Genomic DNA, 12,698 nt, shown 5'->3' on the forward strand with positions numbered 1-12,698 from the left:
GGCGGCTCAGAGCCCCAGGTCCGTGAGCGTGAACGCGGTGCGGTACTCCAGGCCCTCCTCGGCCATGCGCGCGGCCGCGCCACGGTCGACGATCGTGGCCACCGCCACCACCTCGGCGCCCGCCTCGCGCAGGCCCTCCACGGCCGTCATCGACGACCCACCGGTCGTCGAGGTGTCCTCGACCACGAGCACCCGCCGGCCCGTCACGTCGGGGCCCTCGACGCGGCGCTGGAGGCCGTGCACCTTCTGCGCCTTGCGCACCACGAACGCGTCCAGCTCCCGCCCCCGGGCCGCCGCCGCGTGCAGCATCGCGCCGGCCACCGGGTCCGCGCCCAGCGTGAGCCCGCCCACGGCGTCGTAGCCGAGATCCTCGGTCAGGTCCAGCATCACCCTGCCGACCAGCGGCGCCGCCACGGCGTCGAGCGTGATGCGGCGCAGGTCCAGGTAGAAGTCCGCCTCCCGCCCGGAGGAGAGCACCACCTTGCCGTGGACCACGGCCTTCTTCTTGATCTCGGCCAGCAGGTCGTCGCGATCCGTCATGCGCCCAAGCTTAGGGGCCGGCCTTCCACGCCGGACGACGGCCCGTCCGAGGTAAAGGCTCGCGAGGGGTTTGGCCATGCCCATGGCTGCGGAATGACTCGGCGAGGCAACGAACCGTAATCGCGAGGTGACCATGTGTATCGAATCACCACAGAGCGATGCCGAGCTCCTCGAAGCCGTCAGAGAGGGCGACGCCGCCGCCTACGGGCGGCTCCATGAGCGGCACGCCACCGCCGCCCGCGCGCTGGCCCGCCAGCTCGTACGGTATGAGGAGGAGATCGAGGACGTGGTGGCCGAGGCGTTCACCAAGATCCTCGACCTGGTGGGGCGGGGCGGCGGGCCCGGGGACGCCTTCCGCACGTACCTGCTGACGGTGGTGCGGCGCACGGTCTACGACCGGGCGCGGATCGAGAGCCGGCAGGTGTCGGCGGACGACACGGAGCGGTTCGACCCGGGTGTGCCCTTCGTCGACCCGGCGCTCGTCGGGCTGGAGAAGTCGATGATCGCCCAGGCGTTCCTGTCGCTGCCGGAGCGGTGGCGGGCGGTGCTCTGGCACACGGAGGTGGAAGGCGCCAAGCCCGCCGAGGTGGCGCCGCTGCTGGGACTCGCGCCGAACGGGGTGCCGGCGCTGTCCTACCGGGCCCGCGAAGGGCTGAGACAGGCGTACGTCCAGATGCACCTGTCCGCCTCCTCGGGCTCGGCGTGCGAGCCGGTGCTCTTCAGGCTGAGCGCGCATGTCCGGGGCGCGCTGTCGCGCCGCGACTCCAGGACGGTGACGCGGCACGTGAACGGGTGCCCGCGCTGCCACGCGGTCATGACGGAGCTCGCGGACATCAACGGGGGGCTGCGGGTCGTCATCGGGCCCCTGCTGCTCGGCCCGGTCTTCCCGGGCTACGCCTCGGCCCTGTCCCGGCCTGCACCGGCGCCTCCGTCGTCGGCGCTCGTCCGCGTCACTCCGGCTCCCCGCCGCTCCGCAGCACCCCTCGGGCCGGACACGGCGGCGGTCGAGGCGCCGTTCGGTACGCCGGTGGCCACCGGGCGCGCGGAGGAGGAGACCGCGTTCTGGGAGGAGGACGGCGGTCTGGCGGACGCGGACGAGGACCTCGAGCTCGAGGAGGACCACGACGATCGGGCGGGCGAGGGCTCGGCAGAGGAGGGACGGCCCGGTGGGGAGCGGGAGGCCGGCGCCTGTGGGGCGCGCCGGACCCCGTACCTGCTCGCCTGGCTCCAGCGCGTGGCCGCGAGCCGGCGGGTGGCCGTGGCGGGCGGCGCGGCGGTGGCCGTCGCCGCCGCCACCACCTTCGCCGTCGCCTCCGGCCGCCACGCGGTCGACCGGCCCGCCACCTTCCCCATGGCCCACCCGCTCACTCCGGGGCGTTCACCGCTGACCGTGACGGAGCCGAACCCGGTGTCGCCGCCCGGCCCCGAGCCCGGGTGGGCGGCCGGCGGCGGCGCCCGGCTGCACGCCACGATCGACCCGCTCGGCGCCCTGGTCCGCGCCCGCCCCGGGATCGTCGCGATACGGGTCCGCAACTCCGGAGGGGGGCCGAGCGCGGGCGTGAAGGCACTGGTGGACCTGCCTCCCGGCGTCACGATGATGCCGCCGGGCAGCCGCGGCCACGGCGCCGTGCTGGGCCCCGCCACGGGCCGCGGCCTGCTGCCTGGTCGCGGCGCGCTGCCGGGCCGCGACGCAACCTCGGGCCGCGATGCGACGGCGGGCCGGGACGCGACCTCGGGACGCGATGCGACGGCGGGCCGGGACGCGACGGCGGGCCGGGACGCAACCTCGGGCCGTGACGCGACGCCGGGCGGCGCGGCCAAGCGCCACGGGCGTCGCGCAGCCGTCCCTCCGGGCTCGCGGGAGGCCGTAGGGGCGACGGGCGCGGGCAGTGCGGTCGGCGGGTGGGTGTGCCGGGCCGTCCCGGAGGGGGCGCGGTGCGTCCGGGGAGCGCTGCGCGCCGGTGAGAGCACCGTGCTCTTCCTCCGGGTCCAGGTGGCCCCCGACGCCCGGGAGGGCGCGGCTCCGGCCGTACGGGTGCGGGCCGGTCGGCAGAGGACGGCGGCGCGGGCCGCGGCGGGCGTGCGGCTGTCCGGGGCGCCCGCGAGATTCGCCACGGAGGGCAAGGTGTCGGTCATGGCGGTCGGCAACTCCCTGCTCACCTGCCCCGACGGCCAGAGCGGCTGCCCCGAGGCGAGGCGGCGCGAGGGCACCAGACGCGACAACGACCTGTGGTCGATGGTCCCGCTCGACGCCGACCGGACCGCCTCCACCGCCGCGTCCAGCGCCGCGCGCCTGCGCATGCCGGGGCGCGGCAGGGTCGTGTGGGCGGGGCTGTACTGGTCGGCGGGCGGCGGAGTCCCGGGGCCGATCAGGCTGAGGCCGCCCGGTCACAGGAGGTACGAGCCGGTGCGGCCGGACCAGGTGGTGGCCGGCAGGCTGCCGTCCGGGACGGCCTACCAGGCGTTCGCCGACGTCACCGGCCTGGTGGCCAACTCCAGGAAGGACGGCGACTGGTGGGCGGCCGACGCGCCCATGGAGCGCGGCGTGTCCCGGCACGCCGGGTGGAGCCTCGTGGTCATCTCGACCGACCCCGCCAAGCCGTACACCAGGACCGTCGTCCTGGACGGGGCGGCCGTGACGGGCGACGGCAAGGGGCCGCTGCGGCTGCCGCTGGACGGCCTGACGCCGGGCCGCGCGCCGGCGCGGGTGCGGCTGGTGACGTGGGAGGGGGACGCGGAGCTCGGCGGCGACACGGTGTCCGCCGGCGGTGGCCCGCTGGTGCCGGAGGGCGGCGACCACGACGCCGCGAACCCGTTCGACGGCTCGTCCGGCGGGGCCGCGGGGACGACGTTCGGGGTGGACGTCGACACGTTCGAGGCGGAGCTGGGCGACGATCCCGCCCTCACCATTGCCAGCGAGAAAGATGCGATTCTGTTTGGAATTGCCGCAGTCAGCACCCGTACGCGTCAGTAACCATAAACCGGGACAAACTGGTACGGTCTCCCTGAATCGTCTGGCCTATGCCCGGTGCGGTGGCGAATCGTCGGGATTAACCTCGGACGATCACCTGCTTTCACTACCCTGAGAAAGGGCCGCCGAGTCCGGCTCTGACGGTGCAGAGCCTTTGAGGGCGGACCATCAGGAAAGGGGCGGTGTCAGTGGATCGCTGCGCGCTGTTCGTGGACGCCGGCTATCTGCTGGCTGACGGCGCGATGGCCGTGCATGGGACCCGTCATCGCGAGGCCGTCGCGTGGGACTACCCGGGTCTGCTCCAGCTCATGAGCAACCTCGCGCGCGAGCGCACCGGGCTGCCGCTGCTGCGCTGCTACTGGTACGAGGCGACGGTCGAGGGCCGCCGCACCCCCGAGCACGACGTCCTCGCCGACATCCCCGGCCTGAAGCTGCGCCTGTCCCGCATCCGCCCCGGCCGGCGCGAGGGCGTGGACGCCCAGGTCCACCGCGACCTCATGACGCTGGCCCGCAACAACGCGATCTGCGACGCCGTGGTCGTCAGCGGCGACGAGGACCTCGCCCAGGTCGTCTGCGACGCGCAGGACCTCGGCATCCGGGTGACCGTGGTGCCCATCGCCACCGAGGACGGCTGGGCCGTCTCGCGCGCCCTGCGTCAGGAGGGCGACGACCTCATCGAGCTGGGCAACACCCACCTGCGGCCCTACGTCAACCTGGTGAGCGGCGTCAGCGAGACCGGCAACGGCCACCATTCGCTGTCCAACGGCCGCTCCGCCGCCCACGCCGCGACCCACTCGCTGCCGCCCGCTCCGCCGCCGTCCTCGTCCCTGCCGACGCCGCTGCCGGCTCCGAAGCCGAGCGGCAGCCACGCCGCCCCGCCGACGACCCCTTCCCCCTCGCTCCCGGCGGGCGACGGCCAGCCGCCCTCCGGACGGGGCCAGGCCGCGCCGCCCTCGATGCCCACCTACTACCACCAGGAGCCGCAGGCGCCGGCGACCGGCCCCATCCCGCAGCAGCCGTCGCAGTCCCCGTCCACCGGGCAGTTCGCCGCGCAGCCGTCCAACGGCGCCTACCAGCAGCCGCCACAGCCGTCACAGCCCCCACAGCCCGCGCAGCCCGCGCAGCCGGCCAACGGCAGCTACCAACCGGCGCAGTTCGGCGCCTTCACCGGGCCGCAGTCCGGGGTGACGCCGACGCCGCCGTCCAGCTCGCAGGCCACCACGCTGGCCGACGCCGTGAAGGCCGCGCACCGCGAGGGCCACGACTTCGGCGAGTCGGTCGCCCGTGACGCGCCCGCGCTCTGGCTGGAGGCCGTGCTGGCGCGCAAGCCACGCATGCCCTCCGACCTGGAGGCCAGGCTGCTGCAGGGCTCCTCCCTGCCGATCGACTTCCTGCTGCACGACGAGGTCCGCCACGCCCTGCGCCGCGGCTTCTGGGACGCGCTGGAGCGCGCCCGCCACTGACCCGGCCTTTCTCACCAGCGCAGCAGCGCGCCCACCCCGTCGTACGCCGCCAGGGCGCCTGCCGCGCCGGCGTGGACGACAGTCACCTCGGCCCCGCTCTCCAGCGCCCGCTCGATCATCCGCTCCCCGAGGTCGGGCTCGTCCGTGGTGACCGTGCCGTGCGGCACCTGCTCCGCCGGGTAGAGGAAGCCGTCGGGCCCCCGTGCGCCGCGCCACCGCCCGTTCTCGTCGATCAGCAGGCAGTCCACCCGCCCCTCGTTCAGCAGCGCGAGCGTCTGCCCCAGACCGAGCACGGCGCGCCCGCCGGACCGCGCCGTGTCCACGACCCGCCGGACCAGCGCGGTGTCCCTGCGGACGCGCACCGCGACCAGCTCCGCCGAGACGCGGCTCACCACGTCCCCGGCCGGGCCGTCGGAGATCACCCTGTCTACCTGGATGAGGTCGAGCGGGCGCAGCGCCTCCGCCAGCGTCGAGGTCAGCCGCGGATCGCCGACCAGCAGCACGTCGGCCCAGCGCAGGGCGCCCATCCGGTTGCTGATCTCGGGCGCGATCCCCTGCAGGTAGCGGACCAGGCTTTCCTCGGCGCGCCGCCGGAAGCGCTCGTGGTGCGCCGACGAGCGCCGCTCGGTGCCGGCCCGTCCGGGGCCGCGCATCTCCCGCCAGTCGTCGCTGTCCAGCTCGTACGAGGACCGGTACACGTCCTCCGCCATGCCGTACCGGTAGTCGATGAGCCGGACGCCGTCCCGGCTCACCACGGCCACGCCGGCGGGCGCGCTGGTCGCCATCGCGGCGATCATCGGCCGGACGTACGCCGTGGACTCCAGCACCGCGCACGTGCCCACGGGCACCTGGAGCGACGTCCGGTGGATCTCACCGGTGCAGACCGGGGCGAACAGCGCCCGCCCGAGGCCGGGCGAGGCCGGGTCGACCAGCCGGGCGATCTCGGGTTCGAGGGCTTCCAGGTGCTCCAGGACGGTGGCGCGCCGGACCCGCTCCGGCCAGGCCGACACCCTGGCGCGTATCGCGGCGAGGTCGTCACGCAGCCGGATCTCCCACGCGGGCCGGATCCCCGGGTCCACCCGCGGCCCCGCGTCCACGTAGAGCGAGACCACGCCCATCTCGTCCTTCATCGCGACGAGCTCACGGAGGAAGCCATGATCGTGCAGCACGTCGGTTCTCCTCTGCGTCGGCCTCATTCCGACTGTAGAGAACCCGAAAAGGCACAAATCCCCACGTTAATGGATATTGTCCCCGGTTTTACGCACGTCAGGACAGCGCGTCGAACCCGGCCCGCAGGTTGGTCACCCGCTCGGCCAGATCGCCCAGCGGGATCGCCAGCGCCGGGTCCTGCGACTTGCGCGCCAGCTCCCGCACCCTGGCCAGCTCCTCCTCCACGGCAGTCAGCCGGCGCGACAGCTCGGGCAGCACCGCCGCGGGGTCGCCCGCGCCCGGCGCCAGCTCGCCCGCCATCCGCTCGCGCAGCATCGACGACTGCTCGGCCAGCCGCTTGTTCATGTTGTACAGCTCGATGAACACCGCCACCTTCGCCCGCAGCACCCACGGGTCGAACGGCTTGGTCAGGTAGTCCACGGCGCCCGCCGCATAGCCCCGGAAGGCGTAGTCGGGGGCGCTGTCGACCACCGTGAGGAAGATGATCGGGATGTTGCGCGTCCGCTCGCGCCGCTTGATGTGCGCGGCCGTCTCGAAGCCGTCCATGCCCGGCATCCGCACGTCCAGCAGGATGAGCGCGAACTCGGTGTTGAGCAGGGCCTTGAGCGCCTCCTCGCCCGACCGGGCGCGCACCGGCACGAGGTCGAGCGAGCTGAGGATGGCCTCAAGGGCGATCAGGTTCTCCTCGCGGTCGTCGACAAGGAGGATGTTGGCTCGATCCGTCATGGATCACGCCCCTTCGGCTGAGTCCGTGGTGGTGGACACCCGCCCACGGCTGAGCCAACCGCGCAGTCGTTCGAGCAGGCGGTCCACGTCGACCGGCTTGGGCACGTAGTCGGACGCGCCCGAGGCGATGCTCTTCTCACGATCGCCCCGCATGACCTTAGCGGTCAACGCGATGATCGGCAGATCGGCGAACTGCGGCATGCGGCGGATGGCCGACGTCGTGGCCCAGCCGTCCATCTCCGGCATCATGATGTCCATCAGGACCAGCGCGACGTCCTCGTTGCGTTCGAGCTGCTCGATGCCCTCGCGCCCGTTCTCGGCGTAGACGACCGTCGAGCCGTGCCGCTCCAGCACGCTGGTGAGCGCGAACACGTTGCGGATGTCGTCGTCCACGATGAGGATCTTCGCGTTGTTGAGCGGGTCCTCGCCCTGCCACTGCGGCGTCTCGGACGGCGTCTCGACCAGCTCGGGCAGCTCCATCGGCATCGGCGGCTCCGGCGCGGGCTCCTCGACCGGGGTGGTCATGAGCTGCCGGCGGCTCGCGTCGCCCTCGGCGGCGGCCAGCGGGCCGCTGTAGGAGGCCGGCAGGTACAGCGTGAACGTGCTGCCCTCGCCGAGCTCGCTGTCCACGTGGATCTCGCCGCCCAGCAGCCGGGCGATGTCGCGGCAGATCGCCAGGCCCAGGCCCGTGCCGCCGTACTTGCGGCTGGTGGTGCCGTCGGCCTGCCGGAACGCCTCGAAGATCAGCTCCCGCTTGTCCGGCGCGATGCCGATGCCGGTGTCGACCACCTGGAACGCCAGCAGGTCCGGGGCCTCGCGCAGCGTCTCGTCGTCGAACACCACGCCGGGCGGCGCGACCGCGACCCGCAGCCTGACCTCGCCCTTGGGGGTGAACTTCACCGCGTTGGACAGCAGGTTGCGCAGCACCTGCTGCAGGCGCTGCTCGTCGGCCAGCAGCTCCCTCGGGACGTCCTCGGCCACGTCCACGGTGAACGCCAGCCCCTTGTCGGCGGCCAGCGGCGCGAAGGCCGCCTCCAGCAGGTCCACCATCTTCGGCAGCGACACCTGGATCGGGTGGATGTCCATCCGGCCCGCCTCGACCTTGGACAGGTCGAGCATGTCGTTGATGAGCTGGAGCAGCGCCGAGCCGGCCCCGTGGATCGTGCGGGCGAACTCGACCTGCTGCGGCGTCAGGTTGCCCTCGGCGTTCTCCGTCAGCAGCTTGGCCAGCACGAGCAGGCTGTTGAGCGGCGTGCGCAGCTCGTGCGACATGTTGGCCAGGAACTCGGACTTGTAGCGCGAGGACACGGCGAGCTGCTCGGCCCGCTCCTCCAGCGTGCGGCGGGCCTGCTCGATCTGGAAGTTCTGGATCTCGATCGCGCGGTTCTGCTTGGCCAGCAGCGCCGCCTTGTCCTCCAGCTCGGCGTTGGAGCGGCGCAGCTCCTCCTGCTGGCGCTGCAGCTCGTCCGAGCGCTCCTGGAGCTCCCGGGTGAGCCGCTGCGACTCGGTCAGCAGGTCCTCGGTGCGGGAGTTGGCGATGATCGTGTTCATCGTGACGCCGATGGTCTCGACGAGCTGCGTCAGAAAGTCGAGGTGCACCTCGCCGAACGGCGTGAACGAGGCCAGCTCCAGCACGCCCAGCACCCGGTTCTCGAACAGGATCGGCAGCACCACGATCTGCGCCGGCGTCGAGGAGCTGAGCCCGCTGTCGATCGTGACGTAGCCGGGCGGCACGTCGTCGAGCACGATGTGCCGGCCCTCGGCGGCGGCCTGGCCGACGATGCCCTCGCCGACGGCGAAGCGCTGGCGCGGACCGCGGTCGGGCCGCACGCCGTAGCCGCCGATCAGCAGCAGCTCGTGGTCGCCCTCGGGATCGACGCTGTAGAAGGCGCCGTAGCGGGCGGAGACGAGCGGCGTCAGCTCGCTCATCGTCAGCTTGGCCACCTCGAACAGGTCGCGGTGGCCCTGCATGAGCCGCGAGATGCGGGCCAGGTTGGACTTGAGCCAGTCCTGCTCCTGGTTGGCCTGCGTGGTCTCGCGCAGGTTGGCCACCATGGAGTTGATGTTGTCCTTGAGCTCGGCCAGCTCGCCCTGGGCCTCGACGGCGATCGAGCGGGTCAGGTCGCCCCGGGCCACGGCGCTGGTCACGGTGGCGATGGCGCGCACCTGCGTGGTCAGGTTGCCGGCCAGCTCGTTGACGCTCTCGGTGAGGCGTTTCCACGTGCCCTCGACGCCCTCCACCCGGGCCTGACCGCCGAGCTGGCCCTCCGAGCCCACCTCGCGGGCCACGCGGGTCACCTCGGAGGCGAACGACGAGAGCTGGTCGACCATCCGGTTGATGGTGGTCTTCAGGGCGAGGATCTCGCCCTGCGCGTCCACGTCGATCTTGCGGGTCAGGTCGCCGTTGGCGACCGCGGTGGTCACCTCGGCGATGTTGCGCACCTGGTACGTCAGGTTGTTGGCCATGAAGTTGACGTTGTCGGTGAGGTCCTTCCAGACGCCCGACACGCCCTGCACCCGCGCCTGCCCGCCCAGCTGGCCCTGCGTGCCCACCTCCCGGGCCACGCGGGTCACCTCGTCGGCGAACGACGAGAGCTGGTCCACCATCGTGTTCAAGGTGTCCTTGAGCTGGAGGATCTCGCCCTGCGCGTCAACGGTGATCTTCTTCGACAGGTTGCCCTGGGCCACGGCCGACGACACGGCCGCGATCTGCCGCACCTGGGAGGTCAGGTTGTTGGCCATCGAGTTGACGTTGTCGGTGAGGTCCTTCCAGACGCCCGACACGCCGCGGACCTGCGCCTGCCCGCCGAGCTGCCCCTCGGTGCCCACCTCCCGGGCCACGCGGGTCACCTCGGAGGCGAAGGAGGAGAGCTGGTCCACCATCGTGTTCATCGTCGACTTGAGCTCCAGGATCTCGCCCTGCGCGTCGACGTCGATCTTGCGGGTCAGGTCGCCGTTGGCGACCGCGGTCGTCACCTGGGCGATGTTGCGCACCTGGTACGTCAGGTTGTTGGCCATCGAGTTGACGTTGTCGGTGAGGTCCTTCCAGACGCCCGACACGCCCTTCACCTCGGCCCGGCCGCCCAGCTTGCCCTCGGTGCCCACCTCCCGGGCGACGCGGGTCACCTCGTCGGCGAACGACGAGAGCTGGTCCACCATCGTGTTGAGGGTGTCCTTGAGCTGGAGGATCTCGCCCTGCGCGTCAACGGTGATCTTCTTCGACAGGTTGCCCTGGGCCACCGCGGTCGCCACGGTGGCGATGCTGCGCACCTGGCTGGTGAGGTTGTTGGCCATGAAGTTGACGTTGTCGGTGAGGTCCTTCCACACGCCCGACACGCCCGTCACCTGCGCCTGCCCGCCGAGCTGGCCCTCGGTGCCCACCTCGCGGGCCACCCGGGTGACCTCCTCGGCGAACCCGGAGAGCTGGTCCACCATGGTGTTGACGGTGTTCTTCAGCTCGAACATCTCGCCCACGGCGTCGACCGTCACCTTGCGGCTCAGGTCGCCCCGGGCCACGGCGGTGGTCACCACGGCGATGTCGCGCACCTGCGCGGCCACCCGCGAGGACATCGTGTTCACGGCCTCGGTCAAATCGCGCCAGCTGCCCGACATGCCGCGCAGGTTGGCGCTGCCGCCCAGCCGGCCCTCGGTGCCCGCCTCGCGCGCCACCCTGGTCACCTCGGAGTTGAACAGGGCGAGCTGCTCGACCATGCCGTTGATCGCCTTGCCCAGGCGGCGCACCTCGCCGCGGGCCGACCGGTCGAGGTCGATGCGCCGGGACAGGTCGCCCTTGGCCACGGCGTCGATCACGTCGGCCGCGCCGCTGACCGGGCTCACCAGGGCCTCGATCAGCATGTTCACCGACTCGACGCCCTCGGACCAGGCGCCCACGCCGGGCCCCGGCGTCAGCCGCTCGCCGAAGCGGCCCTCCTTGACGATCTCCTTGCGCACCCGGGTCAGCTCGTTCGCCAGGTGCTCACGGCGATCGGCCACCTCGTTGAGGAGCAACCGGACCTCACTGAGGATCCCCGGCTTGGCGTGGGGCACACGCCGCCGGAAGTCGCCGTCTCGCCAGGAGAACAGGGTCTCCAGGATCGGGACGAGATCGGCCTCGCTGTAGACCTTCTCCTCAGATACAGGTGCGGTCCTGACCGTGGTCATAGGCCCTCCTTGACGCGCGGGGTGCCGCTTGAGTGGTTCAAGTCTGTCACGTTGTGTAGCCCGTAGTCCTGTCCTTGGATTTACCCCAAGTCACCGGGAAGTGTGGTAGGCACGTGGGGATGACTGCTTCTCCTCAGGCCGTGCTGGCCGCCACATTCGCGCCCGGCGAGACCGCCGTGCCGGCCGCGATGCGGTTCACGCGCGAGGTGATGACCGCCTGGGCCGTCGGCGGCGCGCTGCTGAACACGGCCGAGCAGGTCACCGGCGATCTGGCGGAGCAGGTGGTCGACGAGCCGTTCGAGGTCGTGTGGAAGCACTTCGGCGACGCCGTGCAGGTGGAGCTGAAGCAGCGCAACGCCCCCCAGGGTGATCCGAAGGCGCCCTCTGCGGCGGTGGCGGAATGGGGGATCACCTTCTCTCGGGATGGGCACGTCCACTGGGCACGTCTCACGCTACCCGGCTTCACGGAAACAGTCGTCTCCGATCGCCCGTCGGAGGGCTCGCGGGGACCGCACTGGCTGGGGTTCCTGGCCGACGCGAGCGACCTGCTCGCAGGCACGCTCAACCCCGACATGGTGCCCGCCATCGTCGCCCAGGTCGTGGTGCCCAGGCTGTCGAGCTGGTGCGCCGTCTACACCGCCGACAACGCGACCGGGCCCATGCGCCTCGTCTACGTCTGGCACGCCGACGAGGCCCGCATCGACGGCCTGCGCCAGGAGCTGGACGGCGTGGACGTGGACTCGGCCGGCACGCAGCCGTCCATCCTGCACCTGGGCGACTCCCAGGTGCTCACGGTCCCGCTGACCGCCCGCGGGCGCAGCCTCGGCGTGATGTGCCTGGGCCGCTCCGACCGCTTCCCGGACGAGGTCATCCAGCTCGCCGAGGACATCGGCAGGCGCGCGGCGCTGGCCATGGACAACGCCCGCCTGTACGCGCAGCAGGCCGCCGCCAACCGGGCGCTCCAGCGCAGCCTGCTGCCGCCCAACGAGCCGGAGGTGCCCGGCCTCGACTACGGCGTCATCTATGAGGCGGCCGGCGAGGTCAACGAGGTCGGCGGCGACTTCTACGACCTGTTCAAGGCCGGCGACGACTCGTGGCGGTTCGCGATCGGCGACGTGTGCGGCACCGGGCCCGAGGCGGCGGCGGTGACGGGCCTGGCGCGCCACACGCTGCGGCTGCTCGCCCGCGAGGGGTACGGCGTGGCCGCCGTGCTGGGCCGGCTCAACCAGGCGATCCTGGAGGAGGGGGAGCGGGCCAGGTTCCTGACCCTGCTGCACGGCGACATCACGCCGGTGGAGACGGGCCTGGAGATCCGGATGGTGTCGGCCGGCCATCCCGAGGCGCTGCGCCTCAAGGCAAACGGCCAGGTCGAGTCGGTGACCACTCCTCAGTCGCTGCTGGGGGTCTTCCCCGAGGTGGTGTTCGAGGCCGACACCATGCACCTCGACCACGGCGACGTGCTGCTCGCGGTCACGGACGGCGTCACCGAGCGCCGCTGCGGCGACCGCCTGCTCGACGACGACGGCGGCCTGGCGAAGCTGCTGGGCGAGTGCGCGGGCCTGTCGGCGCGGGCGGTCGCGGAGCGGATCCGCCGGGGCGTCGCCGACTTCGCCGTCGAGCCGAGCGCCGACGACCTCGCCATCGTGGTCCTGCGCGCCCGCTGAGCC

7 protein-coding genes are annotated in these 12,698 nt (G+C 72.4%); 3 read left to right on the top strand and 4 right to left on the bottom strand.

Features of this window, described 5'->3' with window-relative positions; all coding sequences use genetic code 11:
• Positions 1–6: 6 nt before the first annotated feature.
• On the bottom strand, positions 7–540 hold the full coding sequence (pyrE, locus tag ACIBG4_RS27165) for an orotate phosphoribosyltransferase (protein ID WP_397204212.1): 534 nt from the start codon (positions 538–540) through the stop codon (positions 7–9).
• Positions 541–673: 133 nt separating this feature from the next.
• On the opposite strand from pyrE, the gene ACIBG4_RS27170 reads away from it, so the two are divergent.
• Both ACIBG4_RS27170 and ACIBG4_RS27175 read left to right on the top strand, forming a co-directional pair.
• Positions 674–3,514 (top strand): sigma-70 family RNA polymerase sigma factor, encoded by a 2,841-nt coding sequence (locus tag ACIBG4_RS27170; RefSeq protein WP_397204213.1) that lies wholly within the window; start codon positions 674–676, stop codon positions 3,512–3,514.
• 185 nt (positions 3,515–3,699) lie between these two features.
• Positions 3,700–4,974, top strand: a complete 1,275-nt coding sequence (locus ACIBG4_RS27175) for an NYN domain-containing protein (protein ID WP_397204251.1) — start codon at positions 3,700–3,702, stop codon at positions 4,972–4,974.
• Positions 4,975–4,985: 11 nt separating this feature from the next.
• Here ACIBG4_RS27175 and ACIBG4_RS27180 read toward each other — a convergent pair whose 3' ends face one another.
• The 3 genes from ACIBG4_RS27180 to ACIBG4_RS27190 all read right to left on the bottom strand — a co-directional run bounded on the left by ACIBG4_RS27180 (position 4,986) and on the right by ACIBG4_RS27190 (position 11,031).
• Positions 4,986–6,143 carry a VLRF1 family aeRF1-type release factor gene (locus tag ACIBG4_RS27180; RefSeq protein ID WP_397204214.1) on the bottom strand — a complete coding sequence of 386 codons (1,158 nt, stop codon included), beginning with the start codon at positions 6,141–6,143 and terminating at the stop codon, positions 4,986–4,988.
• 97 nt (positions 6,144–6,240) lie between these two features.
• Positions 6,241–6,870: a two-component system response regulator gene (locus ACIBG4_RS27185; protein ID WP_397204215.1), complete on the bottom strand. Its 630-nt coding sequence runs from the start codon at positions 6,868–6,870 to the stop codon at positions 6,241–6,243.
• Positions 6,871–6,873: 3 nt separating this feature from the next.
• Entirely contained in the window at positions 6,874–11,031 is a 4,158-nt protein-coding gene (locus tag ACIBG4_RS27190) for a HAMP domain-containing protein (RefSeq protein WP_397204216.1), read from the bottom strand.
• Between the two features lie 119 nt (positions 11,032–11,150).
• Here ACIBG4_RS27190 and ACIBG4_RS27195 point away from each other — a divergent pair, with 119 nt between their 5' ends.
• Positions 11,151–12,695 carry a GAF domain-containing SpoIIE family protein phosphatase gene (locus ACIBG4_RS27195; RefSeq protein ID WP_355434255.1) on the top strand — a complete coding sequence of 515 codons (1,545 nt, stop codon included), beginning with the start codon at positions 11,151–11,153 and terminating at the stop codon, positions 12,693–12,695.
• The last annotated feature ends 3 nt before the right edge of the window (positions 12,696–12,698 follow it).

The sequence above is a fragment of the Nonomuraea sp. NPDC050383 genome (genome assembly GCF_044459125.1).
Classification (GTDB): Bacteria; Actinomycetota; Actinomycetes; order Streptosporangiales; family Streptosporangiaceae; genus Nonomuraea.

Excerpts from the sequence above, each read along its gene's own strand:
- pyrE (WP_397204212.1), bottom strand. The coding sequence starts at position 540 with ATGACGGATCGCGACGACCTGCTGGCCGAGATCAAGAAGAAGGCCGTG.
- ACIBG4_RS27195 (WP_355434255.1), top strand. The coding sequence starts at position 11,151 with ATGACTGCTTCTCCTCAGGCCGTGCTGGCCGCCACATTCGCGCCCGGC.
- ACIBG4_RS27190 (WP_397204216.1), bottom strand. The coding sequence starts at position 11,031 with ATGACCACGGTCAGGACCGCACCTGTATCTGAGGAGAAGGTCTACAGC.
- ACIBG4_RS27170 (WP_397204213.1), top strand. The coding sequence starts at position 674 with ATGTGTATCGAATCACCACAGAGCGATGCCGAGCTCCTCGAAGCCGTC.
- ACIBG4_RS27185 (WP_397204215.1), bottom strand. The coding sequence starts at position 6,870 with ATGACGGATCGAGCCAACATCCTCCTTGTCGACGACCGCGAGGAGAAC.